We start from the raw sequence: 22275 nt of genomic DNA on the forward strand, positions 1-22275 counted from the left end.
CTGATCGTCCCGATCGCGATGGAAGAGAAGCTCCGCTTCGCCATCCGTGAAGGCGGCCGTACCGTCGGCGCCGGCGTCGTCGCAACGATCATCGCGTAACGCGTTTTCGTGAGGGCGCAGGCCCTGTCGGGCCTTCGCCCTTTCACGTCACGAGGAAGATTGAGACCATGAACGGTCAGAACATCCGGATCCGCCTCAAGGCGTTCGACCACCGCATTCTCGACGCTTCGACGCGCGAGATCGTGTCGACCGCAAAGAGGACGGGCGCTCAGGTCCGCGGCCCCATCCCGCTGCCGACGCTCATCGAGAAGTTCACGGTCAACCGCTCGCCCCACATCGACAAGAAGTCGCGCGAGCAGTTTGAAATGCGGACCCACAAGCGGGTTCTCGACATCGTCGACCCGACCCCCCAGACGGTCGATGCCCTCATGAAGCTTGATCTCGCCGCCGGCGTCGACGTCGAAATCAAGCTCTGATCCAGTTTAAACGGGTCCTCTGTTTCCGGTTCCCCCGGATGGACATGACCCAAGAGGAAGGTATGCACCGATGCGTTCCGGTGTGATTGCACAGAAAGTCGGGATGACCCGCATCTTCACCGATGCCGGCGAGCATATCCCGGTCACCGTGCTGAAGCTCGACAACTGCCAGGTCGTCGCGCATCGCACGATCGAGAAGAACGGCTATGTGGCCGTGCAGCTGGGCTCCGGCGCGGCGAAGGTGAAGAATGTCTCGAAGGCGGAGCGCGGTCACTTCGCGGTCGCCAAGGTCGAGCCCAAGCGCAAGGTGGTCGAGTTCCGCGTCAGCGATGATGCGCTGATCCCGGTCGGCGCCGAGCTCACCGCGGACCACTTCGTCGTCGGCCAGTTCGTCGATGTCAGCGGCACCACCACCGGTAAGGGTTTTGCCGGCGGCATGAAGCGCTGGAACTTCGGCGGTCTGCGCGCCACGCACGGTGTCTCGGTCTCGCACCGCTCGATCGGTTCGACCGGTGGCCGTCAGGACCCGGGCAAGACCTTCAAGAACAAGAAGATGCCCGGCCATCTCGGCGCCGAGCGCGTCACCACGCAGAACCTGCGCGTCGTCCAGACGGATGCCGAGCGCGGTCTGATCCTGGTCGAGGGCGCCGTTCCCGGCGTTGCTGGCGGCTGGATCCACGTCCGTGACGCCATCAAGCGCCCGCTTCCGAAGGATGCGCCGCTGCCTGGCAAGTTCAAGTCCGCCGGCGAGGCGACGGCAGAGGCTCCTGCGGCCCAGGCTGAGGAGAACGCGTGATGAAACTCGATATCACCACCTTGGAAGGTGGCTCGGCCGGCTCGGTCGAGCTCTCGGATGCGATCTTCGGCCTCGAGCCGCGCGCCGATCTTCTCGCCCGCATGGTGCGCTACCAGCTCGCCAAGCGCCGCGCCGGCACGCACAAGTCCAAGGGCCGGTCGGAGGTCGACCGCACCCGCAAGAAGATCTACAAGCAGAAGGGTACCGGCGGCGCTCGCCACGGTGCGGCTTCGGCTCCGCAGTTCCGCGGCGGCGGCAAGGCCTTCGGTCCGGTTCTGCGCGACCATGCCCATGATCTGCCCAAGAAGGTCCGTGCGCTGGCGCTCCGCCATGCGCTCTCGGCCAAGGCTAAGGATGCCGGCCTCATCATCATCGATGACGTCAAGCTGAACGAGCCGAAGACCAAGGTGCTGCTCGGGCATTTCGGCAAGCTGGACCTGTCCAGCGCGCTGGTGATCGGCGGCGCCGAGATCGACACCAATTTCGGCCTGGCTGCCCGTTCGATCCCGAATGTCGACGTGCTGCCGGTTCAGGGCATCAACGTCTATGACATCCTGCGTCGCGACAAGCTCGTCCTGACGCGCGCGGCTGTCGATGCGCTGGAGGCGCGCTTCAAATGAGCCAGTCCGCCAAGAACCTGGACCCGCGCCACTACGACGTCATCCGTGGCCCGGTGATCACCGAAAAGGCGACCATGCTCTCCGAGCACAACAAGGTCGTCTTCAAGGTCGCCAAGACCGCGACCAAGCCGCAGATCAAGGCGGCGGTCGAGAAGCTGTTCGATGTCAAGGTGAAGAGCGTCAACACGCTCGTCACCGAAGGCAAGATGAAGGTCTTCCGGGGCCGGCTCGGCCAGCGCTCGGATGTCAAGAAGGCGGTCGTGACCCTCGAGGAAGGTCACTCCATCGACGTGACCACGGGCCTGTAAGGAAAGATCGTCATCATGGCTTTGAAAAGCTTCAAGCCGATCACGCCGAGCCAGCGCCAGCTCGTGATCGTCGACCGCAGCGAGCTCTACAAGGGCAAGCCGCTCAAGGTGCTGACCGAGGGCAAGTCGTCCTCGGGCGGCCGCAACAATCTCGGCCGCATCACCGTCCGCTTCCGCGGCGGTGGACACAAGCGCACGCTGCGCCTGATCGATTTCAAGCGTCGCGGCAAGGATGGCATCCCGGCCGTCGTGGAGCGGATCGAGTATGATCCGAACCGCACCGCCTTCATCGCCCTGATCAAGTATCAGGACGGCGAGCAGGCCTACATCCTGGCCCCGCAGCGCCTGGCCGTCGGCGACAGCGTCGTCTCCGGCCCGTCGGTCGACGTGAAGCCCGGCAACGCGGCCCCGATGGGCTCGCTGCCGATCGGCACGATCGTCCACAATCTGGAGCTGAAGATCGGCAAGGGCGGCCAGCTGGCCCGTTCGGCCGGCAACTACGCCCAGATCGTCGGCCGCGACCAGGGCTACGTCATCGTCCGCCTGAATTCAGGCGAACAGCGCCTGATCTCGGGCCTGTGCTATGCTACCGTCGGCGCCGTCTCGAATCCGGATCACATGAACCGGAACGACGGCAAGGCGGGTCGCTCGCGCTGGCTCGGCCGTCGTCCGCATAACCGCGGCGTCTCGATGAACCCGGTCGACCATCCGCACGGCGGTGGTGAAGGCCGTACCTCGGGCGGCCGTCATCCGGTCACGCCCTGGGGTCTGCCGACCAAGGGTAAGAAGACCCGCTCGAACAAGCGGACCGATACGTTCATCGTGTCGAGCCGTCACGCCCGCAAGAAGAAGAACTGAGGTCCGTCATGGCGCGTTCGCTTTGGAAAGGTCCGTTTGTCGACGGATACCTTCTGAAAAAGGCCGAGGTTGCCCGTTCGGCGACCCGGTCCGAGGTCATCAAGATCTGGAGCCGTCGCTCCACGATCCTTCCGCAGTTCGTCGGTCTGACGTTCGGCGTCTACAACGGCCATAAGCATGTGCCGGTGTCCGTGTCCGAGGAAATGGTGGGCCACAAGTTCGGCGAGTTCTCGCCGACGCGCACCTTCCACGGCCACGCTGCCGACAAGAAGGCGAAGAGGAAGTAAGCCATGGGTAAAGCATCAGCCCCCCGTGCGCTGCCCGAGAACGAAGCGGTTGCGGTCGCCCGTAACCTGCGCGTCTCGCCGCAGAAGCTCAACCTCGTCGCCCAGCTGATCCGGGGCAAGAAGGTCTCGACCGCGCTCGCCGATCTCGAGTTCTCGCGCAAGCGGATCTCGCTCGACGTCCGCAAGTGCCTTCAGAGCGCGATCGCCAACGCCGAGAACAATCATGATCTCGATGTCGACGATCTCGTCGTGGCCCAGGCCTTCGTCGGCAAGGCGCTCGTGATGAAGCGCTTCCATGCCCGCGCCCGCGGCCGTGGCGCCCGCATCCTGAAGCCGTTCGCGAACATCACGATCGTGGTGCGCGAAGTCCAGGCTGCGAAGGCCTGAGGAGAGAACGATGGGTCAGAAAATCAATCCGATCGGGCTTCGCCTCGGCATCAACCGGACCTGGGATTCCCGCTGGTTCGCGCAGAAGGGCGAGTACGGCAAGCTGCTCCATGAGGACATGGCTATCCGCGCCGCCCTGATGAAGCTGCTCAAGCAGGCCGCGATCTCGAAGATCATCATCGAGCGCCCGCACAAGAAGTGCCGCGTCACCATCCACTCGGCTCGTCCGGGCGTGGTGATCGGCAAGAAGGGCGCCGACATCGAGAAGCTGCGCAAGACGGTGATGAAGCTCACCAAGGCGGATGTTGCGATTAACATCGTCGAGGTGCGCAAGCCGGAGATCGACGCGACGCTCGTCGCCGATTCGATCGCGCAGCAGCTCGAGCGCCGCGTCGCGTTCCGCCGCGCCATGAAGCGGGCCGTTCAGTCGGCCATGCGTCTCGGCGCCGAGGGCATCCGCATCAACTGCTCGGGCCGTCTCGGCGGCGCCGAGATCGCGCGCCTCGAATGGTATCGCGAAGGTCGCGTGCCGCTGCACACGCTGCGCGCCGATGTGGATTACGGTGTGGGCACCGCCTTCACCACCTACGGCACGTGCGGCATCAAGGTCTGGATCTTCAAGGGCGAGATCCTCGAGCATGACCCGATGGCCCAGGACAAGCGTCTCTCGGACGAAGGCGGCCGCTCCGGTGAGCGTCGCGAGCGTCGCGAGCAGGCTGCGTAAGGCTGATCGAGAAGAGCCATGTTGCAACCGAAAAGAACCAAGTTCCGCAAGCAGTTCAAGGGGCGCATTTCCGGCGTCGCCAAGGGCGGCACGGACCTGAACTTCGGCCAGTTCGGCCTGAAGGCCCAGGAGCCTGAGCGCGTCACCGCCCGGCAGATCGAGGCGGCCCGCCGCGCGATCACCCGCGCCATGAAGCGCGCCGGCCGCGTCTGGATCCGCATCTTCCCTGACGTGCCGGTCTCCAAGAAGCCGACCGAAGTCCGCATGGGCAAGGGCAAGGGCGCGCCTGAATTCTGGGCAGCCAAGGTCAAGCCTGGCCGGATCATGTTCGAGCTCGACGGCGTGCCCGAGGATATCGCCCGTGAGGCGCTGCGCCTGGGTGCCGCCAAGCTGCCGATCAAGACGCGCTTCATTCAGCGCATCGCCGAGTAAGGGAGGACGAGATGAAAGCTTCGCAACGCCTGTCCGACCTGAACGCCATGAGCGTGGACCTGCTTCAGGATGAGCTCCTGAAGCTCAAGAAGGAGCAGTTCAACCTGCGCTTCCAGAAGGCCACCGGCCAGCTCGAGAACACCGCTCGGGTGACCGAAGTCCGCAAGGACATCGCCCGCATCAAGACGCTGCAGCGGTCGAAGACCGTCGCGGCGAGCGCCTGAGGAGTTAGACAATGCCGAAGCGCGTGCTGCAGGGCGTCGTCGTCAGCGACAAGCAGAACAAAACTGTTGTGGTCAAGGTCGAGCGGCGCTATACGCACCCACTCCTCAAGAAGACGGTTCGCCGTACCAAGAACTACCACGCGCACGATGAGGCGCAGGTGGCCAAGGTTGGCGATCAGGTCTGGATTGAAGAGTCCAAGCCCATTTCCAAGCTGAAAAGCTGGGTTTTGCTCGACAACGCCCCCAAGGCGTAGGTCAACCTGCTGTCCGACGCCCGAATCACTCGGGCGATCGGGAAGCGGGGGCGAGGTAAAAGTCGGGCATGTTACGCCGCAAGAGTGGGCGCCACTTTTGCGGATCGTGCTTTGTTTTGAGGCCAGGGGGCGAAGCGACCCCCGTCAGTCGTAGTCCCGTCGGCGCTGATGCCTGGCGGGAAACCGCGCTGATACACATGGAAGGATCAAGGCCATGATCCAGGTGCAGACGAATCTCGAGGTCGCCGACAATTCCGGCGCCCGTCGCGTGATGTGCATCAAGGTTCTGGGCGGGTCGAAGCGGCGCTATGCCCGCATTGGCGACATCATCGTCGTTTCGATCAAGGAAGCCATTCCCCGCGGTCGCGTGAAGAAGGGCGACGTCATGAAGGCGGTCGTCGTTCGCACCGCCAAGGACGTCAAGCGCGCCGACGGCTCGGTGATCCGCTTCGACCGCAATGCGGCCGTGCTGATCAACAACCAGAAAGAGCCGGTCGGCACCCGTATCTTCGGACCGGTTCCGCGCGAGCTGCGCGCGAAGAACCACATGAAGATCATCTCGCTTGCGCCAGAGGTGCTGTGATGGCTGCGAAGATCAAGAAGGGCGACAAGGTCGTCGTGCTGGCCGGCCGCGACAAGGGCAAGGCCGGTGAAGTGCTCCAGGTTCTGCCGAAGGATGCCCGCGCCGTGGTGCGCGGTGTCAACCTCGTCAAGAAGCACACCAAGGCTTCGGCGCAGTCCGAGGGCGGCATCATCTCCAAGGAAGCCACCATCGACCTGTCGAACGTCGCCGTGGCCGATCCCAAGGACGGCAAGCCGACCCGCGTCGGTTTCAAGGTCCTGGATGATGGCCGCAAGGTCCGTTTCGCCAAGCGTTCGGGGGATCTGATCGATGGCTGAGAATCAGCAGGCGGCCCTCACGCCGCGTATGAAGAAGCATTACGAGGACGTCGTCCGTCCGGCGATGATCGCCGAGTTCGGCTACAAGAACGCCATGGAAGTGCCGACCATCGAGAAGGTCGTCATCAACATGGGTGTCGGTGAAGCGACTGCCGACCGCAAGAAGGTCGACAACGCCGCCGGCGACCTCGCCCTGATCGCCGGCCAGAAGCCGGTCATCACCAAGTCCCGTCTCGCCATCGCCGGCTTCAAGCTGCGCGAGAACATGGCGGTCGGCTGCAAGGTCACGCTGCGCAAGACCAAGATGTTCGAGTTCGTCGACCGGCTCGTCACCATCGCGCTGCCGCGTGTTCGCGACTTCCGGGGCCTCAACCCGAAGTCCTTCGACGGGCGCGGCAATTTCGCGCTCGGGATCAAGGAGCACATCGTGTTCCCCGAGATCAACTACGACAAGGTCGACCAGGTCTGGGGTATGGACGTGATCGTCTGCACGACTGCGAAGTCGGACGACGAGGCACGCGCCTTGCTCAAGCACTTCAACTTCCCGTTCCGGCAGTGAGCCTCACCGCTCATACGCGGAAACCAGGAGAGATCGATGGCTAAGAAAAGCTCCGTCGAGAACAACAACCACCGCAAGGCCCTCGTGAAGAAGTTCGCGGGCAGGCGCGAGCGGCTTCTCGCGATCGCCAATGACGAAAGCCAGTCCATGGACGAGCGCTTCCTCGCTCGCCTCAAGCTGGCCGAACTGCCGCGCAACTCGGCCCCGACCCGGGTGCGCAACCGCTGCGAAGTGACGGGTCGTCCGCGCGCGTTCTATCGCAAGCTGAAGATGTCGCGCGTTGCTTTGCGCGAGCTTGGCAACAAGGGGCTGGTTCCCGGCCTCGTCAAGTCGAGCTGGTGAGGAGTACGCAACATGGCGATCATTGATCCGCTTGGAGATATGCTGACCCGCATCCGCAATGCGCAGATGCGGCGCAAGTCGCGCGTTTCGACGCCCGGTTCGAAGCTGCGGGCCCGCGTGCTCGACGTGCTTCAGTCCGAGGGCTACATCCGCGGCTATTCGCAGACCGAGTTCGGCAACGGCCGGACGGAGTTCGACATCGAGCTGAAGTATCACGAGGGGCAGCCGGTCATCCGGTCGATCTCCCGTGTCTCGAAGCCCGGCCGACGCGTCTATTCGTCGGTCGAGACAATGCCGCGCGTGGCCGACGGCCTTGGCGTGACGATCGTCTCGACCCCGAAGGGCGTGATGGCCGATCATTTGGCCCGCGAGCAGAACGTGGGCGGCGAAGTGCTCTGCAAGGTCTTCTGACCTTACAGACGCCGCTCATTTTCAGGAGAGATCCAATGTCTCGTATTGGTAAGAAGCCGGTTCCGGTTCCCGCTGGCGTCACCGCCAACGTCGCCGGCCAGCTCGTCAAGATCAAGGGCGCGAAGGGCGAGCTGTCCTTCACCGTTCCCGACGACGTCTCCGTCGTCATGGAGGACGGCGCGATCGCGGTGCAGCCGCGTTCGCAGAGCAAGCGCGCCCGTTCGCTCTGGGGCACCTCGCGTGCCCGCATCGCCAATCTCGTCGTCGGCACAACCGCCGGCTTCGAGAAGAAGCTCGAGATCAACGGCGTCGGCTACAAGGCCGCCGTCAACGGCAAGGTGCTCAAGCTCTCGCTCGGCTACAGCCACGACATCGATTATCCGGTGCCGGAGGGCGTCGCGATCACGACGCCGAAGCCGACCGAGATCGTCATCACCGGCATCGACAAGCAGGTGGTCGGGCAGACCGCAGCCGAGATCCGCGACTATCGCGGGCCCGAGCCTTACAAGGGCAAGGGCGTCAAGTACGCCGGCGAGTTCATCTTCCGCAAGGAAGGGAAGAAGAAGTAAGCGCCATGAGCAAGCAGACCGAAAACACTGCGCGCCGCAAGGCCCGCGTTCGCCGCGCGATCAAGGCCGTTGCCAATGGCCGCGCCCGCCTGTCCGTGCACCGCACCGGCAAGCAGATCTATGCCCAGGTCATCGACGACGCGAAGGGTCTCACCCTTGCGTCGGCCTCGACCCTCGACAAGGACATCCGCGGCGACATCAAGTCGGGCGCGAATGTCGATGCCGCTTCGACGATCGGCAAGCTCATCGCAGAGCGTGCCGTCAAGGCCGGCGTGAAGGACGTGGTCTTCGACCGCGGCGCCTACATGTATCACGGCCGCGTCAAGGCGCTGGCGGAAGCGGCTCGCGAAGGCGGCCTGAACTTCTGACCTGGACCAACCCGGTTTTCCAGCTTCGACGCCGCAAGGCGCCGGGGCAGGGGCCGGGCTCTATCTTTTGAAGAGAAGTCGTTCCATCAGGAACGCTCGAGCGAGCGGCGCGGGGCCTGGACCTCGTCGCCGCGCAAGTAAGAGGAAAGACAATGGCGAGAGAGCCTCGTGACCGCGATCGCGAAGAGCGCGATTCCGAATTCGTGGACCGTCTGGTCCACATCAACCGCGTCGCCAAGGTGGTGAAGGGCGGGCGTCGCTTCGGCTTCGCCGCGCTCGTCGTCGTCGGCGACCAGAAGGGCCGCGTCGGCTTCGGCCACGGCAAGGCCCGGGAAGTTCCCGAGGCCATCCGCAAGGCGACGGAAGCCGCCAAGCGCGGCCTGGTCCGTATCCCGCTGCGCGAGGGCCGCACCCTCCATCACGACGTGCAGGGCCGCCACGGCGCTGGCAAGGTCGTGCTGCGCGCGGCTCCTGCCGGTACCGGCATCATCGCCGGTGGTCCGATGCGCGCCGTGTTCGAGGCGGTCGGCATGCAGGACGTGGTGTCGAAGTCGCTCGGCTCGTCGAACCCCTACAACCTGGTTCGCGCCACCTTCGACGCGCTGAAGAACGAGGACAGCCCGCGCAGCGTCGCCGCGCGTCGCAACCTCAAGGTCTCCTCCCTGCAGACCCGCCGCCGCGATGCCGGCGCGGATGCTGCGGCCGAAGCGTGAGGGTTCGACCATGGCAAAAGGTGAGAAGACCGTCGTCGTCGAGCAGATCGGCAGCCCGATCCGCCGCGAGGCGTCGCAGCGCCAGACCCTGATCGGTCTCGGCCTCAACAAGATCCGCCGGCAGTCGACCCTGGTCGATACGCCGTCCGTGCGGGGCATGATCGATAAGGTCAGGCACCTCGTGCGCGTCGTCGACGCGAAGTGAGGGGGGTATCGTTCGATGAAACTCAACGACATCCGTGACAATGAAGGCGCGCACAAGTCGCGCATCCGCGTCGGCCGTGGCATCGGTTCCGGCAAGGGCAAGACCGGCGGCCGTGGCGTCAAGGGTCAGAAGGCCCGTGCCGGCGTGGCGGTCAAGGGCTTCGAAGGCGGCCAGATGCCGCTCTATCGTCGCCTGCCGAAGCGCGGTTTCCACAATCTCTTCGCCAAGGATCTGAACGAGGTGAACCTCGGGCGCATCCAGCAGGCGGTGGAAGCCGGCAAGCTGGACGCCAAGGGCGCGATTACGATCGAGGCGCTGGTCGCCGCCGGCGTGATCACCCGCCAGGCCAAGGACGGCGTGAAGATCCTGGGCGTGGGCGAACTCAAGACCAAGCTCGCATTCGAGGTTGCCGGCGCGTCCAAGGGCGCGGTCGAGGCCATCGAGAAGGCCGGCGGTTCGGTCAAGATTCTGGCTGCCGCTTCACAGGCGTGACACCAGCGCTTACATGAGCGCTTGCGAACGGCGGCCGGGCCTTGCGCCCTGGCCGCCGTTCGACTGTTTGAGTGTGCTCCGACGATGCGGCCATAAGAGCTTGCATGGGGCGGCCGTCCCGGCCGGAAGGAGCGCAGAGACGGGGTCCATGCCTGAGCCTCGGCCTTGAGGGTTCAGGCATGGATCTGGGGTCTTCCCTCGATCGCCTTTGACGACGTCGTCGTCTTGGGAAACGAACCGCGACGTTAAGGACAGACGCATGGCATCGGCGGCTGAACAGCTTGCTTCCAACCTGAACTTCGGGGCGTTCGCCAAGGCGGACGAGCTGAAGAAGCGGATCTGGTTCACCCTCGGGGCGCTGATCATCTATCGGATCGGCACCTACATCCCGCTGCCGGGCATGAACCCCGAGGCCGTCGCCGATCTGTTCAGGCAATCGCAGTCCGGCATGCTCGGCATGTTCAACATGTTCTCGGGCGGCGCCGTCGGCCGCCTGGCGATCTTCGCGCTGGCGATCATGCCGTACATCTCGGCCTCGATCATCATCCAGCTCCTCTCCAGCGTCGTCCCGACGTTCGAGGCGCTGAAGAAGGAGGGCGAGCAGGGCCGCAAGGTCCTGAACCAGTACACCCGCTACCTCACCCTCGTGCTCGCGATCTTCCAGGCCTATGGCATCGGCGTCGGCCTGCAGGGCTCGGGCAATCTTGTGCTGGAGCCGGGGCCGTTCTTCCTGCTCTCGACCACGATCACGCTCGTCGGCGGCACCATGTTCCTGCTCTGGCTGGGCGAGCAGATCACCAGCCGTGGCATCGGCAACGGTACCTCGATGATCATCTTCTCGGGCATCATCGCGGAGTTTCCGTCGCAGCTCGCGCAGACGCTGGAACTCGGCCGCCAGGGGGCGATCTCGACCGGCCTGCTGCTCCTGATCCTGGTCATGGCGATCTGCGTCATCGGCTTTGTGGTCTTCATGGAGCGCGCCCAGCGCCGACTGCTGATCAACTATCCCAAGCGCCAGGTCGGCAACCGGATGTATGAGGGCCAGACCTCGTTCCTGCCGCTGAAGCTCAACACGGCCGGCGTCATCCCGCCGATCTTCGCCTCGTCGCTGCTGCTGCTGCCGACGACGATCGCGAGCTTCAGCCAGGCCTCCGGCGGCACAGGCTTCCTATCGGTCGTTGCGACCTATCTCGCGCATGGCCGGCCGCTGTTCATGATCCTCTATGGGGCGCTGATCATCTTCTTCTGCTTCTTCTACACCGCGATCGTGTTCAACCCGGTGGAGACGGCCGACAATCTCAAGAAGCATGGCGGCTTCATGCCGGGCATCCGCCCGGGGGAGCGCACCGCCGAGCATATCGACCGCGTGCTGACGCGCATCACCGTGCTCGGGGCCGGCTATTTGACGATCGTCTGCCTTATTCCCGAATTCATGATCACCTATGCCCAGATTCCGATCATCCTCCTCGGTGGCACTTCGCTGCTCATCGTGGTGACGACGACCATGGATACCGTGGCGCAGGTTCACGGACATCTGCTGGCCCATCAATATGAGGGGCTGGTGAAGAAGGCTAAGCTCAGGGGGGCCAAGCGCTGATGCGACTCATATTCCTGGGGCCGCCGGGGGCGGGTAAAGGCACTCAGGCTGCGCGCATCGTCGCGAAGCACGGCATTCCGCAACTCTCGACGGGCGACATGCTGCGCGCCGCGGTCGCCGCCGGCACGCCGGTCGGCGTGAAGGCCAAGGCGGTGATGGATGCTGGCGGTCTGGTCTCGGACGAGATCGTGATCGGCATCGTCGCCGACAGGATCGAGGAGGCCGACGCCAAGAAGGGCTTCATCCTCGACGGTTTCCCGCGGACGCTGGCGCAAGCCGAGGCGTTGGACGGCATGCTCGCTTCCAAGGGGCTGAAGCTCGACAAGGTGCTCGAGCTCCAGGTCGACCAGGGCAAGCTGGTCGATCGCATCGTCAAGCGTGCCGAAGAGGCGAGGGCGGCCGGGCAGCCGGTGCGCAAGGACGACGACCCGGAGGTCTTCAAGACCAGGCTCGAGGCCTATAACCGCGACACTGCGGTCGTGGCGCCATATTACGCCTCGCGCGGACAGGTCGTGACGATCGATGGCATGCAGCCGATCGACGGCGTCTCCGCCGCCATCGAGAAGGCTCTGACTTCCAACTGATTTCGGCGTTGGCACGTTTCTTGGTCACGGCGGGTTGACTCTCCGTGATCAAGCGACTAACGACCCGACTTCCGGTTTCATGCCAGCGATGCCGTTACCTTCGCGAGAAGGGGCGGCGTCGCGTTCCTGCATGGAGCTGGTTCAACGCTTCGCAGAGGCCGGCCTCCACCGGCGCGGAGTTTCTTGTTCACCGCCGGGCCGCCATCGGGCGCGATCCGGCCGACATGGAGAGACGATCATGGCTCGTATCGCGGGCGTCAACATTCCGACCAACAAGCGCGTCGTCATCGGCCTGCAGTACATCCACGGCATCGGCGCCTACAAGGCCAAGGAAATCTGCGCGAAGGTCGGCATCGCCGACGAGCGTCGGGTCAACCAGCTGACCGACGCCGAGGTTCTCCAGATCCGTGAGGCGATCGACCGCGACTATCTCGTCGAAGGCGATCTGCGCCGCGACGTCTCGATGAACATCAAGCGCCTGATGGATCTCGGCTGCTATCGCGGCCTCCGTCATCGCCGCTCGCTGCCGGTCCGCGGCCAGCGCACGCATACCAACGCCCGCACCCGCAAGGGCAAGGCGAAGCCGATCGCCGGCAAGAAGAAGTGATTTCGGCGGGCCGGTTCTCCGGCCCGCTGCTTTGCGCCGCCTGACCCCAGCAGGGGCGGGCGGCTTCCCCAGCGCCTGGCATCACGGGCGCGTCTGAAGGACAAGAGAGAAGACTATGGCCAAGGAAGCCCAGCGCGTCCGTCGTCGCGAACGCAAGAACATCGTTTCCGGCGTCGCGCATGTGAACGCCTCTTTCAACAACACCATGATCACCATCACCGACGCGCAGGGCAACACGATCTCGTGGTCGTCGGCCGGCACGATGGGCTTCAAGGGCTCGCGCAAGTCGACCCCCTATGCCGCGCAGGTTGCCGCTGAAGACGCCGCCCGCAAGGCCGCCGAGCATGGCATGCGCACCCTCGAGGTCGAGGTTACCGGTCCGGGTTCGGGTCGTGAATCGGCTCTTCGCGCGCTGCAGGCCGCTGGCTTCACCGTGACCTCGATCCGCGACGTGACGCCGATCCCGCACAACGGTTGCCGCCCGCGCAAGCGCCGTCGCGTCTGAGCTGTGACCTTCGAGGCGCCCGCACCGGCGGGCGCCTGTCCGGGGCGGCCGCCGCCGCCATTGAATTCAAGCACGAGGAGTGCGGTCGTGATCAGCAAGAACTGGCAGGATCTGTCAAAGCCCAACAAGCTCGAAGTCAAGGTCGGAGACGATCCGAAGCGGCTGGCGACCGTCGTCGCGCGCCCGCTGGAGCGCGGCTTCGGCATGACCCTCGGCAACGCGCTGCGCCGCGTGCTGCTCTCCTCGCTGCAGGGTGCGGCCGTCACCGCGGTCCAGATCGACGGCGTTCTGCACGAGTTTTCATCGATCCCGGGCGTCCGTGAGGACGTGACGGACATCGTCCTCAACATCAAGGCCATCGCGGTCAAGATGCAGGGCGAGGGCCCCAAGCGCATGACCCTGCGCAAGACCGGCCCGGGCACCGTCACCGCCGGCGACATCAACACCGTCGGCGACGTCTCGATCCTGAACCCCGACCTCGTGCTCTGCACGCTGGACGAGGGCTCCGAGATCCGCATGGAGTTCACGGTCAACACCGGCAAGGGCTATGTCCCCTCCGAGCAGAACCGCCCCGAGGACGCGCCGATCGGCCTGATCCCGGTCGACAGCCTGTACTCGCCGGTCAAGAAGGTGTCCTACCGCGTCGAGAACACCCGTGAGGGCCAGAATCTCGATCGCGACATGCTGACCCTGAACATCGAGACCAACGGCTCGGTGACGCCTGAGGACGCGCTGGCGCTCGCCGCCCGCATCCTGCAGGACCAGCTCGCGGTGTTCATCACCTTCGAGGAGCCGCGCAAGGAAGAGGCCGTCTCGACCGCGCCGCAGCTGCCCTTCAACCCGGCGCTGCTCAAGAAGGTCGACGAGCTCGAGCTTTCGGTGCGTTCGGCGAACTGCCTGAAGAACGACAACATCGTCTATATCGGCGACCTGATCCAGAAGTCGGAGGGCGAGATGCTGCGCACCCCGAACTTCGGCCGCAAGTCGCTGAACGAGATCAAGGAAGTGCTCGCCACCATGGGCCTCCATCTCGGCATGGACGTCACCGGCTGGCCGCCGGAGAACATCGAAGAGCTGGCGAAGCGCTTCGAGGAGCACTACTGATCCCGGCGCGGGCTCGTCCCGCGCCATCCCCGCCCGTCGCAGACGCGATGGAGCATAAAGAACGGCCGTACCGTGGCACGGCGGCCGTAATTACCGAAGGAGCCAATCATGCGTCACGGTTTTCGCGGTCGTCGTTTCAATCGCTCGGCCGAGCATCGCAAGGCGATGTTCGCCAACATGTCCCAGGCCCTGATCAAGCACGAGCAGATCACCACCACGCTGCCGAAGGCCAAGGACCTGCGTCCGGTCGTCGAGAAGCTGATCACGCTCGCCAAGCGCGGCGACCTGCATGCCCGCCGCCAGGCGATCGCGCAGATCAAGGACGTCGCGCTGGTCGGCAAGCTCTTCGCGGTGCTGGGCCCGCGCTACAAGGAGCGCAACGGCGGCTATCTCCGCATCATGAAGGCGGGCTTCCGTTTCGGCGACAATGCGCCGATGGCGATCATCGAGTTCGTCGATCGCGACGTCGATGCCAAGGGGCTGGATTCCGGCCCGGTCTTCACGGCGGAAGACGAGGCGGCCTGAGCCCGGCTCAGTTCCCCAGAGATCGAAGGGCGGCCCATCGGGCCGCCCTTTTTCGTTCCGGCCGGGCGACCGCTTGGCTGGAAATGCCGTCGTCCTCGCCCTATTTCTCAGGCCGAGTCGCGGTGATCGCGAAGGAGATTCGACATGCCAGGCCGAGCCACCGTCATCCGGGGGGCGCTTGCCGCCGCCGTGCTGCTGACTTCGCCCGCCATCGCGCAGGTACAGCAGCGACAGGTTCCCGAATCGCGGGCGGAAATCTCGCTGTCTTTCGCCGGCGTGGTGAAGAAAAGCGCCGGCGCTGTCGTCAACGTTTATGGCGCACGTGTCGAGAAGCAGCCGCGCAACCCGTTCATGGACGATCCGTTCTTCCGGCGCTTCTTCGGCGATCGCGGTTTCGGCGTGCCGCAGGAGCGCGTGCAGCGCTCGCTCGGCTCGGGCGTGATCGTCGATGCGAGCGGCCTCGTGGTGACCAACAACCACGTCATCGAGGGCATGAGCGAGGTCAAGGTCGCCTTTGCCGACAAGCGCGAGGTCGAGGCGACGATCCTGCTGCGCGACCAGCGTACCGATCTCGCCGTCCTCAAGCTCAACAACGCCAAGGACCTGACGGCGATCGACCTCGCCGATTCCGACAAGGTCGAGATCGGCGACATCGTGCTGGCGATCGGCAATCCCTTCGGCGTCGGCCAGACGGTGACGCAGGGCATCGTCTCGGCGCTCGCGCGCACGCAGGTCGGCGTCGGCGACGCGCAGTCCTTCATCCAGACCGATGCGGCGATCAATCCCGGCAATTCCGGCGGTGCGCTGGTCGATATGCAGGGCCGGGTGATCGGCATCAACACGGCGATCTTCTCGCGCTCCGGCGGCAGTCACGGTATCGGCTTCGCGATTCCCTCCGCCATGGTGCGGGTGGTCCTGGAAAGCGCCAAGGCTGGTGCCAAGACCGTGCGCAGGCCCTGGTTCGGCGCTCGCCTGCAGGCGCTGACGGCCGATGTGGCGGATGGGCTGGGGCTGGACCGCCCTGCGGGCTCGGTCGTCGCCAGCGTCGTCGAGAAGGGCCCGGCCGCCGAGGGCGGCCTGCGCCGCTCCGACGTGATTCTGGCCGTGGATGGGGTCAGCGTCGATGATCCGGAATCCTTCGGCTACCGCTTCGCGACGCGGCCGATCGGCGGCACTGTGGAGCTCACCGTCCTGCGCGGCGGCAAGCGGATCGCCCTGCCGATCGCCCTGACTCCTGCGCCGGAACTGCGCCCGCGCGAGCCGGTAAAGCTTTCCGGCCGCTCGCCGCTGGCGGGGGCGACAGTGATGAACCTGTCGCCGGCGCTGGCTGAGGAGCTCGGCATCGATGCCGGCACGGAAGGGGTCGTGGTCGCGGAACTCGAGGAGGGCGGCACGGCTCAGCGGATCGGCTTCCAGAAGGGCGACATCGTCCAGGCGCTGAATGGCGAGCGGATGACGCGGTCGCGCGACGTCGAGAACGCCTTCAGGGAGCGGCGGCGTGCCTGGGAGGTGACGATCTCGCGGGGCGGGCAGAGCATCACCTCGGTCTTTCCGGGGTGAGCGACCTCTTCGCCGCCTCCGGGCTGGACAAGTCCGGCCCGCGCCCGCTGGCCGATCGCCTGCGGCCGACCACGCTTGCCGAGGTCGCGGGCCAGGAGCACCTGACCGGCCCGGAGGGGGCGTTGACGCGGCTGGTGCAGTCGGGCTCGCTCGGCAGCCTGATCTTCTGGGGCCCTCCGGGCACCGGCAAGACCACGGTCGCGCGGCTGCTGGCAGGGCAGGTCGATCTCGGCTTCGAGCAGATCAGCGCGATCTTCTCCGGAATCGCCGATCTCAAGAAGGTCTTCGAGGCCGCGCGCGGGCGCCGGCTCGGCGGCAAGGGCACACTGCTCTTCGTCGACGAGATTCACCGCTTCAACCGTGCCCAGCTCGACGCCTTCCTGCCGGTGATGGAGGACGGTACGATTACGCTGGTCGGCGCCACCACCGAAAACCCGTCCTTCGCTCTCAATGCGGCGCTGCTCTCTCGGGCGCGCGTGCTGACCTTCAAGTCGCTCGACGAGGGCTCGCTGCTCTTCCTGCTCGGCCGCGCCGAGCTGCTGGAGAACCGCGAGTTGCCGCTGACGCCGGAAGCGAGGGCGGCGCTGGCCCGCTTCGCCGATGGCGACGGCCGGGCGGTGCTGACGCTGGCCGAGGAGCTCTGGCGCGCCGCCAAGCCCGACGAAATCTTCGACGAGGCCGGGCTGGCCGAGGTGATCCAGCGGCGCGCTCCGATCTACGACAAGGCGCAGGACGGCCACTACAACCTGATCTCGGCGCTGCACAAGACGATCCGCGGCTCGGACCCCGACGCGGCGCTCTACTATTTCTCGCGCATGCTCGATGCCGGCGAGGATCCGCGCTTCCTGGCGCGTCGGCTGGTCCGGATGGCGGTCGAGGATATCGGGCTCGCCGACCCGCAGGCGCTGGTCCATGCCCGGGCCGCGGCCGAGACCTATGAGCAGCTCGGCACGCCGGAGGGCGAACTCGCGCTCGCCAACACGGTGATCTATCTCGCCACCGCGCCGAAATCGAACGCGGCCTATATGGCCTACAAGGCGGCGCGCCGGGTCGCCGCAGAGCGCGGCTCGCTGATGCCGCCCAAGACGATCCTCAATGCGCCGACCAAGCTGATGAAGCAGGAGGGCTACGGCGCCGACTACGCCTATGACCACGACGCGCCGGATGCATTCTCGGGGCAGAATTACTGGCCCGACGCACTTGGCCGCCAGCAGTTCTACGACCCGCCGGAGCGCGGCTTCGAGCGCGAGATCAGGAAGCGGCTGGAATATTGGGAGAAGCTCCGTCAGGAGCGGGGGTAGTCTAAAACGTCCGCTCCAGGAACAGCTGCCCCGAAATCTGGCGCCCGCCGAGGGTTGCCGGCAGCGTGCGGCTTGCGATCTCGGCGCGGCCCCAGGCGAGCGTCGCCTCGAAGCCGGCCTTGAACCCGTCCAGGGGCGTCCAGACGAGATTGGCGGCGAGCCGGTCGATCCTGAGCTTGCCCTTGGCCTGCGCCGGCAGCGGCAGCGTGATCAGGTAGCGGCTTACATAGACGTTGCTCGCCCAGTGCTCGCTCCATTCCCGGCGGGCCGCGAGCACGGCCGAGAAACCGCGCGTCGAATCCTGCGGGAGCAGGACCTGCCTTACCACAGCCGCGTCCAGCGACGAGCCGATATAGGGCGCCGCGTCGATGGCGCCTGCGATCTGCGCGGTGACCTCGCCGGCGGCGCCGAGCACGTTAAGCTCATAGGTGGCCCCGAGAATGCCGGCGCGGCCGAGCCTGGCAGGACGGCCGGCCACCTCGCGCAGGGCGCCGGCCAGATGCACGGTCAGCGGGCCGTTCGTATAGGTGATGCGCGCCACCCCGTCGGGGACACGGCTGGCGGGCGCCGGCAGCGAGGCCGTGGTCCCCGCCGACGGCTCCTCGAGCGAGAGCGCGAGGTTCCAGCGATCCGTCAGGTCGCGTTCCCAAGCGATCAGGGTGGCGTTCCTGGCCGGCAGCCGCGCGCTGAAGGCGAACTCGTCGCCCGTCCAGAAGTTGAAACGGGAATCGGTCAGGCCGAAGGTGACGGTGCCGAGCGTGACGGTCGCCTCGTCGAGCGTCACGCTGTCGGGCTGGCCGGGATTGGTGGCTACCGACATTTCGAAGGCAGTGCCGAGCCTGAGCCCCGAGGCGAGGTCATGCGCGGTCTCGATCCGGAAGGAGGCGCTGGGCAGCCAGGTGAAGCCGTCCGGCGGTACCTGCGAGCCGCCCCGCGGCACCCGGTAGCTGTCGAATTGCAAGCCGGCCGTGAGCGTGCCCGAGATCGCAAGACAAGTTGCCGAGCCCGGCAGGATCAGGCCGGGGCTGTCGTCATCATCATCATCATCGTCGTCGTCCTTATCGTCGCTCGAATCTTCGGCGGTCTTGGCCTCTGCATCGGGCGACGGGAACACGGGCGCAATGTCGGGGGCCTTGATGATGCAGCTTCGAGCCAGCATGGGCGCCTTGGCCGGCAGCGGGCGAAGGGGGGCGGCCTCAACCTGCCACAGCGTCCCGGTTGCGCCTGCGAGGGCGAGCATCAGGACAAGGACAGACGGGGCGCCCGGCCCGCTTGCCACATCCTTTGCCGCTTTCGACATGCCGTCGCAGCCCCCTGATCCCCAAGTCCATGAAGCCCCTGCGTGCGGAGCCAAGTCAATCAGGCCCTAACCCGGCTCATGGCCCGAATTCGTTTGTGCGGCCGCAGTGCGCTGGCTATTGCAGGGGCATGACCTCGACTGTTCTGGTTTTCCTGGGGGCCGGCATCGGCGGCGTGCTGCGGCACGGCGTCAATCTCGTCTCGCCCCGCTGGTTCGGCACCGGCTTCCCGGCCGGCACGATGCTGATCAATATTGCGGGCTCGGCCCTGATGGGGCTGGTCGCAGGCTGGCTTGCCTTCAGGATGCAGCCCGACTGGTCGCGCCATCTCGGCCTGTTCCTGACCACCGGCATCCTCGGCGGCTTCACCACCTTCTCGGCCTTCTCGCTCGACGCGATGCTGCTCTGGGAGCGGGGCGAGGCCATGCTCGCCGCGGCTTATGTCGCCGGTTCCGTCGTCCTCTCGCTGGCTGCTCTCGGCGCCGGCCTCGCACTCGTCCGGAGCCTGTCATGAGAAGCGGTGGCAAGGGAGCCGGTGCCGGCAAGGCAGGCGGCAGGGGAGCGGGGGCAGGCCCCGGGCGTGGCGGCAGGACGCCGGCATCCGCAGGGCCGAAGGGCAAGCGGCCGAGCCATGACGCGCGCCGCTCGGCCCGCGCCGCGACGCGGCCTGTGCGCGAGGAGGCGGAGATTCGCACCGAGCCGACGCGCAACCCGAAGCCGCATCATCCCGCGCCGCGCGCGGCCGGCCCAAGGAAGCCGGCTCCCAAGCCCTCTCCCAAGCCGGCCGCGCCGCGCAAGGCGCCTATCAGCGATGCGCCGACCCGCGCCGAGGTGAAGGCCGAGACCGCGCAGGTACTGGCCACCGGCGTGCAGCAACTCGTGGTCACCGCCGACGAGAACGAGATGCGGATCGACCGCTTCCTCGAAAGCCGCTTCCCGCAGCTCTCCTTCAGCCATATCCAGCGCATCGTCCGGAAGGGCGAGCTTCGCGTCAACGGCAAGCGCGCCGACAGCAAGGACCGGCTCGAAGAGGGCCAGACCGTACGTATCCCGCCGCTGAAGCTCGAGCCCAATGCCGAGCGGCCGCGCTCGGCCAAGGCGGACGAGGATACGATCGGCTTCCTGCGCTCGATCACGCTCTATGAGGACGACGACGTCATGGTGCTGAACAAGCCGGCCGGCCTCGCCGTGCAGGGCGGTTCCGGCACGACCCGCCATGTCGACCAGATGCTCGAGGTCCTGACCGACAAGAGCGGCCAGAAGCCGCGCCTGGTCCACCGGCTCGACAAGGACACCGCCGGCTGCCTCGTCATCGCCAAGTCGCGTTTCGCCGCTGCGACGCTGGCCAAGACCTTCCGCTCGCGCTCGGCGCGCAAGGTCTACTGGGCGCTGGTCGCCGGCGTACCGCGCGTGCGCCAGGGCCGGATCTCGACCTACCTCGCCCGTGAGGAGGCCTATGACGGGGACCAGCGCATGGCGGTCGCCAAGCATGGCGAGGACGGCGCCATGCATGCCGTGACCTATTACGCCGTGGTCGAGACCGCGGCGCAGAAGCTCGGCTGGCTTTCGCTGAAGCCGGTCACGGGGCGCACCCACCAGCTGCGCGCCCATGCCGCCCATATCGGCCATCCCATCGTGGGCGATCCGAAATACTTCAACATCCAGAACTGGGAACTGCCGGGCGGCATCCAGAACAAGCTGCATCTGCTGGCCCGGCGCATCGTCGTGCCGCATCCGCGCGGCAAGGGTACGATCGACGTCAGCGCGCCGCTGCCGCCGCATATGCGCCAGAGCTGGAACCTGCTGGGCTTCGAGGATGAGCGCTACGACCCGATCGTCGACGCGCCCGACGCTTGAGCCCCGAGAGCGCGCAAGGGCGCCGAAACACGAGTCGGAATGAAGTTGATGTGACCTAACGTAAGTGAACGATTGCGGAACAGATTTGACTGTGTTCTAAATTTGTTCCCGTTCTCTTGTCGCAGGTGCTCCGATGTCTCGTTTCGCCTTCCTGCTTGCCGGCCTGCTCCTTGCCACAGCCGTTCCGGCTAACGCCCAGAATTCCGCTGCGTCCGCCGCAACGCCCGTTGCCGCCCAGGCCGACTAACCCGTGCCGCGCGCCGAGCGGGCCAAGGCGCGGCAGGACTGCCTGGCCGAGCATGTCGCGCTGTCCGGCGACGATCTCAGGGTGGCGATGCGCGACTGCATCCAGGCCAAGTTTCCGGGCGTGCAGCTCTACGCCCGCGACGGGCTGACGCGCGACGGCAAGCCCACGGCTGCGGCGGCACGGACCGCCTGCAAGCAGGAGGCGGATGGCCAGGGCCTGTCGGGTACCGGACGGACGGCTGCCCTCGTCTCCTGCTTCAATGCCAAGCGGCCGGACCTCGCCCAGCGCGCCGAATGCCGCAAGGAGGCGCGCGGCAAGGGGCTCGACGGGGCCGACCTGCGCAAGGCGGTCGACAGCTGCGCCCGCGAGGCCCGTTCCTGAGCGATCGCGAGGCCGTCGGCCGGGGTGCCATGAGCGCCATGCAATGGATCGCATCCGCGATCCGGGCTACAGCGCGCACATGGACCTCGTCATCTTCGACCTCGACGGCACCCTGATCAATTCCGAAGCGATCCTGCTCGCAGCGCAGGTCGAGACCTTCGTGCGGCATGGGCTCGTCCATCCCGGCCGCGAGGCCGGGCTCGGCGTGATCGGGTTGACGCTCAACATCGCGCTGATGCGGCTCGGCGGCCTCGCCTTGCCGGACGAGGCGCTGACCGCGACCTACAAGGAGGTCTTCGGCGCCATGCGGCAGCAGGCGCTGTCGGATGCCGCCCTCGACGAGCCGCTGTTTCCCGGCGTCGCCGGGACGCTGGCGACGCTTGGCGCACGGCCCGGCCTCAAGCTCGGCATCGCCACCGGCAAGTCGCGACGCGGCGCGGACTACATCATCGAACGCCATGGTTGGGGCGGCCTGTTCGCCACCATCCAGACCGCCGACGACGCGATCTCGAAGCCGCATCCGCAGATGATCCTGCAGGCGATGGCCGAGACGAGGTCAAGGCCCGAGCGGACCCTGATGGTCGGCGACAGCTCCTTCGACATGGAAATGGCGGCGGCGGCCGGGGTTATACCCGTCGCCGTCTCCTGGGGCTTCCAGCCGGTCGGCGCGCTGCGGGCGGCCGGAGCGCGGCATGTGATCGAGCGCTGCGACGCGTTGCTCGATATCGTCGACGGGCGGCCGCAGCCGGCTTGAAGAGGCGGCCAGATGCGGGCGCTGCGACCG

Annotated in this window: 34 protein-coding genes and 1 pseudogene; 34 read left to right on the forward strand and 1 reads right to left on the reverse strand. The window is 66.2% G+C overall.

The window, feature by feature from the left end:
• The 30 genes and pseudogenes from ASE63_RS26425 to ASE63_RS07655 form a co-directional block, all read left to right on the forward strand.
• Positions 1 to 99: pseudogene (locus ASE63_RS26425) on the forward strand (elongation factor Tu); the annotation flags it as partial.
• A 68-nt stretch (positions 100 to 167) separates the two neighbouring features.
• On the forward strand, positions 168 to 476 hold the full coding sequence (gene rpsJ, locus ASE63_RS07515; protein WP_043237115.1) for a 30S ribosomal protein S10: 309 nt from the start codon (positions 168 to 170) through the stop codon (positions 474 to 476).
• A gap of 70 nt (positions 477 to 546) precedes the next feature.
• Positions 547 to 1272, forward strand: coding sequence for a 50S ribosomal protein L3 (gene rplC, locus ASE63_RS07520; protein WP_056798979.1), 726 nt, complete (start codon positions 547 to 549; stop codon positions 1270 to 1272).
• The gene (gene rplD / locus ASE63_RS07525) at positions 1272 to 1892 is read left to right on the forward strand and encodes a 50S ribosomal protein L4 (RefSeq protein WP_056798982.1); all 621 of its coding nucleotides are present in this window, start codon (positions 1272 to 1274) and stop codon (positions 1890 to 1892) included. The genes rplC and rplD overlap by 1 nt, the downstream gene beginning before the upstream one ends.
• The gene (locus tag ASE63_RS07530; protein ID WP_056798987.1) at positions 1889 to 2200 is read left to right on the forward strand and encodes a 50S ribosomal protein L23; all 312 of its coding nucleotides are present in this window, start codon (positions 1889 to 1891) and stop codon (positions 2198 to 2200) included. The genes rplD and ASE63_RS07530 overlap by 4 nt, the downstream gene beginning before the upstream one ends.
• A 15-nt stretch (positions 2201 to 2215) precedes the next feature.
• On the forward strand, positions 2216 to 3058 hold the full coding sequence (gene rplB / locus ASE63_RS07535; RefSeq protein ID WP_056798991.1) for a 50S ribosomal protein L2: 843 nt from the start codon (positions 2216 to 2218) through the stop codon (positions 3056 to 3058).
• A gap of 8 nt (positions 3059 to 3066) precedes the next feature.
• Positions 3067 to 3345, forward strand: coding sequence for a 30S ribosomal protein S19 (gene rpsS / locus ASE63_RS07540; protein WP_056798994.1), 279 nt, complete (start codon positions 3067 to 3069; stop codon positions 3343 to 3345).
• Between the two features lie 3 nt (positions 3346 to 3348).
• The gene (gene rplV / locus ASE63_RS07545; protein ID WP_056798997.1) at positions 3349 to 3732 is read left to right on the forward strand and encodes a 50S ribosomal protein L22; all 384 of its coding nucleotides are present in this window, start codon (positions 3349 to 3351) and stop codon (positions 3730 to 3732) included.
• Between the two features lie 10 nt (positions 3733 to 3742).
• Positions 3743 to 4456, forward strand: coding sequence for a 30S ribosomal protein S3 (rpsC, locus tag ASE63_RS07550; protein ID WP_056798999.1), 714 nt, complete (start codon positions 3743 to 3745; stop codon positions 4454 to 4456).
• Between the two features lie 18 nt (positions 4457 to 4474).
• Positions 4475 to 4888, forward strand: a complete 414-nt coding sequence (gene rplP, locus ASE63_RS07555; RefSeq protein WP_056799002.1) for a 50S ribosomal protein L16 — start codon at positions 4475 to 4477, stop codon at positions 4886 to 4888.
• An 11-nt stretch (positions 4889 to 4899) separates the two neighbouring features.
• On the forward strand, positions 4900 to 5112 hold the full coding sequence (gene rpmC, locus ASE63_RS07560; RefSeq protein WP_056799005.1) for a 50S ribosomal protein L29: 213 nt from the start codon (positions 4900 to 4902) through the stop codon (positions 5110 to 5112).
• Positions 5113 to 5123: 11 nt separating this feature from the next.
• On the forward strand, positions 5124 to 5366 hold the full coding sequence (gene rpsQ, locus ASE63_RS07565; protein ID WP_056799008.1) for a 30S ribosomal protein S17: 243 nt from the start codon (positions 5124 to 5126) through the stop codon (positions 5364 to 5366).
• Between the two features lie 214 nt (positions 5367 to 5580).
• Complete coding sequence (gene rplN, locus ASE63_RS07570) at positions 5581 to 5949, forward strand: 50S ribosomal protein L14 (RefSeq protein WP_054144259.1); 369 nt, start codon at positions 5581 to 5583, stop codon at positions 5947 to 5949.
• Positions 5949 to 6266, forward strand: a complete 318-nt coding sequence (rplX, locus tag ASE63_RS07575; RefSeq protein WP_056799011.1) for a 50S ribosomal protein L24 — start codon at positions 5949 to 5951, stop codon at positions 6264 to 6266. Before rplN ends, rplX begins: the two co-directional genes overlap by 1 nt.
• Entirely contained in the window at positions 6259 to 6825 is a 567-nt protein-coding gene (rplE, locus tag ASE63_RS07580; RefSeq protein ID WP_056799015.1) for a 50S ribosomal protein L5, read from the forward strand. The genes rplX and rplE overlap by 8 nt, the downstream gene beginning before the upstream one ends.
• A gap of 36 nt (positions 6826 to 6861) precedes the next feature.
• The gene (gene rpsN / locus ASE63_RS07585) at positions 6862 to 7167 is read left to right on the forward strand and encodes a 30S ribosomal protein S14 (RefSeq protein ID WP_056799018.1); all 306 of its coding nucleotides are present in this window, start codon (positions 6862 to 6864) and stop codon (positions 7165 to 7167) included.
• 12 nt (positions 7168 to 7179) lie between these two features.
• Positions 7180 to 7578: a 30S ribosomal protein S8 gene (gene rpsH, locus ASE63_RS07590; RefSeq protein ID WP_056799020.1), complete on the forward strand. Its 399-nt coding sequence runs from the start codon at positions 7180 to 7182 to the stop codon at positions 7576 to 7578.
• A gap of 35 nt (positions 7579 to 7613) precedes the next feature.
• Positions 7614 to 8147: a 50S ribosomal protein L6 gene (gene rplF / locus ASE63_RS07595; RefSeq protein WP_056799022.1), complete on the forward strand. Its 534-nt coding sequence runs from the start codon at positions 7614 to 7616 to the stop codon at positions 8145 to 8147.
• Between the two features lie 5 nt (positions 8148 to 8152).
• A complete protein-coding gene (gene rplR, locus ASE63_RS07600) occupies positions 8153 to 8515 on the forward strand; it encodes a 50S ribosomal protein L18 (protein WP_056799026.1) in 363 nt (120 codons plus the stop codon).
• A 152-nt stretch (positions 8516 to 8667) separates the two neighbouring features.
• Entirely contained in the window at positions 8668 to 9228 is a 561-nt protein-coding gene (gene rpsE, locus ASE63_RS07605) for a 30S ribosomal protein S5 (protein ID WP_056799028.1), read from the forward strand.
• A gap of 10 nt (positions 9229 to 9238) precedes the next feature.
• Entirely contained in the window at positions 9239 to 9433 is a 195-nt protein-coding gene (gene rpmD, locus ASE63_RS07610; RefSeq protein ID WP_056799314.1) for a 50S ribosomal protein L30, read from the forward strand.
• A 15-nt stretch (positions 9434 to 9448) separates the two neighbouring features.
• On the forward strand, positions 9449 to 9925 hold the full coding sequence (gene rplO / locus ASE63_RS07615) for a 50S ribosomal protein L15 (protein WP_056799033.1): 477 nt from the start codon (positions 9449 to 9451) through the stop codon (positions 9923 to 9925).
• Positions 9926 to 10184: 259 nt separating this feature from the next.
• On the forward strand, positions 10185 to 11522 hold the full coding sequence (gene secY, locus ASE63_RS07620) for a preprotein translocase subunit SecY (RefSeq protein ID WP_056799036.1): 1338 nt from the start codon (positions 10185 to 10187) through the stop codon (positions 11520 to 11522).
• A complete protein-coding gene (locus tag ASE63_RS07625; RefSeq protein ID WP_056799039.1) occupies positions 11522 to 12106 on the forward strand; it encodes an adenylate kinase in 585 nt (194 codons plus the stop codon). Before secY ends, ASE63_RS07625 begins: the two co-directional genes overlap by 1 nt.
• Positions 12107 to 12344: 238 nt before the next feature.
• Positions 12345 to 12713: a 30S ribosomal protein S13 gene (gene rpsM / locus ASE63_RS07630; protein WP_056799042.1), complete on the forward strand. Its 369-nt coding sequence runs from the start codon at positions 12345 to 12347 to the stop codon at positions 12711 to 12713.
• A gap of 115 nt (positions 12714 to 12828) precedes the next feature.
• Positions 12829 to 13218 (forward strand): 30S ribosomal protein S11, encoded by a 390-nt coding sequence (rpsK, locus tag ASE63_RS07635; RefSeq protein ID WP_043237079.1) that lies wholly within the window; start codon positions 12829 to 12831, stop codon positions 13216 to 13218.
• An 87-nt stretch (positions 13219 to 13305) separates the two neighbouring features.
• Complete coding sequence (locus ASE63_RS07640; protein WP_056799049.1) at positions 13306 to 14322, forward strand: DNA-directed RNA polymerase subunit alpha; 1017 nt, start codon at positions 13306 to 13308, stop codon at positions 14320 to 14322.
• 108 nt (positions 14323 to 14430) lie between these two features.
• Positions 14431 to 14847: a 50S ribosomal protein L17 gene (gene rplQ / locus ASE63_RS07645; RefSeq protein ID WP_056799052.1), complete on the forward strand. Its 417-nt coding sequence runs from the start codon at positions 14431 to 14433 to the stop codon at positions 14845 to 14847.
• A 144-nt stretch (positions 14848 to 14991) separates the two neighbouring features.
• Complete coding sequence (locus ASE63_RS07650) at positions 14992 to 16407, forward strand: DegQ family serine endoprotease (RefSeq protein ID WP_056799055.1); 1416 nt, start codon at positions 14992 to 14994, stop codon at positions 16405 to 16407.
• The gene (locus ASE63_RS07655) at positions 16404 to 17708 is read left to right on the forward strand and encodes a replication-associated recombination protein A (RefSeq protein WP_056799056.1); all 1305 of its coding nucleotides are present in this window, start codon (positions 16404 to 16406) and stop codon (positions 17706 to 17708) included. The genes ASE63_RS07650 and ASE63_RS07655 overlap by 4 nt, the downstream gene beginning before the upstream one ends.
• Position 17709: 1 nt before the next feature.
• On the opposite strand, the gene ASE63_RS07660 is transcribed toward ASE63_RS07655, so the two are convergent.
• Complete coding sequence (locus ASE63_RS07660; protein ID WP_156410239.1) at positions 17710 to 18867, reverse strand: porin; 1158 nt, start codon at positions 18865 to 18867, stop codon at positions 17710 to 17712.
• Between the two features lie 269 nt (positions 18868 to 19136).
• Between ASE63_RS07660 and crcB the strand changes: the two genes are divergently transcribed.
• The 4 genes from crcB (at position 19137) to ASE63_RS07680 (ending at position 22245) form a co-directional block, all read left to right on the forward strand.
• Positions 19137 to 19520, forward strand: coding sequence for a fluoride efflux transporter CrcB (gene crcB / locus ASE63_RS07665; protein ID WP_056799060.1), 384 nt, complete (start codon positions 19137 to 19139; stop codon positions 19518 to 19520).
• Positions 19517 to 20863 (forward strand): RluA family pseudouridine synthase, encoded by a 1347-nt coding sequence (locus ASE63_RS07670; protein ID WP_056799063.1) that lies wholly within the window; start codon positions 19517 to 19519, stop codon positions 20861 to 20863. The genes crcB and ASE63_RS07670 overlap by 4 nt, the downstream gene beginning before the upstream one ends.
• A 250-nt stretch (positions 20864 to 21113) precedes the next feature.
• Positions 21114 to 21491: a hypothetical protein gene (locus ASE63_RS27105; RefSeq protein WP_056799066.1), complete on the forward strand. Its 378-nt coding sequence runs from the start codon at positions 21114 to 21116 to the stop codon at positions 21489 to 21491.
• 43 nt (positions 21492 to 21534) lie between these two features.
• On the forward strand, positions 21535 to 22245 hold the full coding sequence (locus ASE63_RS07680) for an HAD-IA family hydrolase (RefSeq protein ID WP_056799070.1): 711 nt from the start codon (positions 21535 to 21537) through the stop codon (positions 22243 to 22245).
• Positions 22246 to 22275 lie beyond the last annotated feature (30 nt).

Origin of the sequence: Allobosea sp. Root381 (assembly GCF_001429395.1) — a bacterium.
GTDB lineage: Bacteria > Pseudomonadota > Alphaproteobacteria > Rhizobiales > Beijerinckiaceae > Allobosea.

Coding starts and splice junctions, on each gene's coding strand:
- secY (WP_056799036.1), top strand. CDS start 10,185: ATGGCATCGGCGGCTGAACAGCTTGCTTCCAACCTGAACTTCGGGGCG.
- rpsH (WP_056799020.1), top strand. CDS start 7,180: ATGGCGATCATTGATCCGCTTGGAGATATGCTGACCCGCATCCGCAAT.
- rpsE (WP_056799028.1), top strand. CDS start 8,668: ATGGCGAGAGAGCCTCGTGACCGCGATCGCGAAGAGCGCGATTCCGAA.
- rplE (WP_056799015.1), top strand. CDS start 6,259: ATGGCTGAGAATCAGCAGGCGGCCCTCACGCCGCGTATGAAGAAGCAT.
- rpsJ (WP_043237115.1), top strand. CDS start 168: ATGAACGGTCAGAACATCCGGATCCGCCTCAAGGCGTTCGACCACCGC.
- rpsQ (WP_056799008.1), top strand. CDS start 5,124: ATGCCGAAGCGCGTGCTGCAGGGCGTCGTCGTCAGCGACAAGCAGAAC.
- ASE63_RS07530 (WP_056798987.1), top strand. CDS start 1,889: ATGAGCCAGTCCGCCAAGAACCTGGACCCGCGCCACTACGACGTCATC.
- ASE63_RS07660 (WP_156410239.1), bottom strand. CDS start 18,867: ATGCTGGCTCGAAGCTGCATCATCAAGGCCCCCGACATTGCGCCCGTG.
- rpmC (WP_056799005.1), top strand. CDS start 4,900: ATGAAAGCTTCGCAACGCCTGTCCGACCTGAACGCCATGAGCGTGGAC.
- crcB (WP_056799060.1), top strand. CDS start 19,137: ATGACCTCGACTGTTCTGGTTTTCCTGGGGGCCGGCATCGGCGGCGTG.
- ASE63_RS07680 (WP_056799070.1), top strand. CDS start 21,535: ATGGATCGCATCCGCGATCCGGGCTACAGCGCGCACATGGACCTCGTC.
- rpsK (WP_043237079.1), top strand. CDS start 12,829: ATGGCCAAGGAAGCCCAGCGCGTCCGTCGTCGCGAACGCAAGAACATC.
- ASE63_RS07670 (WP_056799063.1), top strand. CDS start 19,517: ATGAGAAGCGGTGGCAAGGGAGCCGGTGCCGGCAAGGCAGGCGGCAGG.
- rpsM (WP_056799042.1), top strand. CDS start 12,345: ATGGCTCGTATCGCGGGCGTCAACATTCCGACCAACAAGCGCGTCGTC.
- rpsC (WP_056798999.1), top strand. CDS start 3,743: ATGGGTCAGAAAATCAATCCGATCGGGCTTCGCCTCGGCATCAACCGG.
- rplO (WP_056799033.1), top strand. CDS start 9,449: ATGAAACTCAACGACATCCGTGACAATGAAGGCGCGCACAAGTCGCGC.
- rplR (WP_056799026.1), top strand. CDS start 8,153: ATGAGCAAGCAGACCGAAAACACTGCGCGCCGCAAGGCCCGCGTTCGC.
- rpsS (WP_056798994.1), top strand. CDS start 3,067: ATGGCGCGTTCGCTTTGGAAAGGTCCGTTTGTCGACGGATACCTTCTG.
- rplB (WP_056798991.1), top strand. CDS start 2,216: ATGGCTTTGAAAAGCTTCAAGCCGATCACGCCGAGCCAGCGCCAGCTC.
- rplX (WP_056799011.1), top strand. CDS start 5,949: ATGGCTGCGAAGATCAAGAAGGGCGACAAGGTCGTCGTGCTGGCCGGC.
- rpmD (WP_056799314.1), top strand. CDS start 9,239: ATGGCAAAAGGTGAGAAGACCGTCGTCGTCGAGCAGATCGGCAGCCCG.
- rplP (WP_056799002.1), top strand. CDS start 4,475: ATGTTGCAACCGAAAAGAACCAAGTTCCGCAAGCAGTTCAAGGGGCGC.
- rplC (WP_056798979.1), top strand. CDS start 547: ATGCGTTCCGGTGTGATTGCACAGAAAGTCGGGATGACCCGCATCTTC.
- ASE63_RS07650 (WP_056799055.1), top strand. CDS start 14,992: ATGCCAGGCCGAGCCACCGTCATCCGGGGGGCGCTTGCCGCCGCCGTG.
- rplQ (WP_056799052.1), top strand. CDS start 14,431: ATGCGTCACGGTTTTCGCGGTCGTCGTTTCAATCGCTCGGCCGAGCAT.
- rplD (WP_056798982.1), top strand. CDS start 1,272: ATGAAACTCGATATCACCACCTTGGAAGGTGGCTCGGCCGGCTCGGTC.
- rpsN (WP_056799018.1), top strand. CDS start 6,862: ATGGCTAAGAAAAGCTCCGTCGAGAACAACAACCACCGCAAGGCCCTC.
- rplN (WP_054144259.1), top strand. CDS start 5,581: ATGATCCAGGTGCAGACGAATCTCGAGGTCGCCGACAATTCCGGCGCC.
- rplV (WP_056798997.1), top strand. CDS start 3,349: ATGGGTAAAGCATCAGCCCCCCGTGCGCTGCCCGAGAACGAAGCGGTT.
- rplF (WP_056799022.1), top strand. CDS start 7,614: ATGTCTCGTATTGGTAAGAAGCCGGTTCCGGTTCCCGCTGGCGTCACC.
- ASE63_RS07625 (WP_056799039.1), top strand. CDS start 11,522: ATGCGACTCATATTCCTGGGGCCGCCGGGGGCGGGTAAAGGCACTCAG.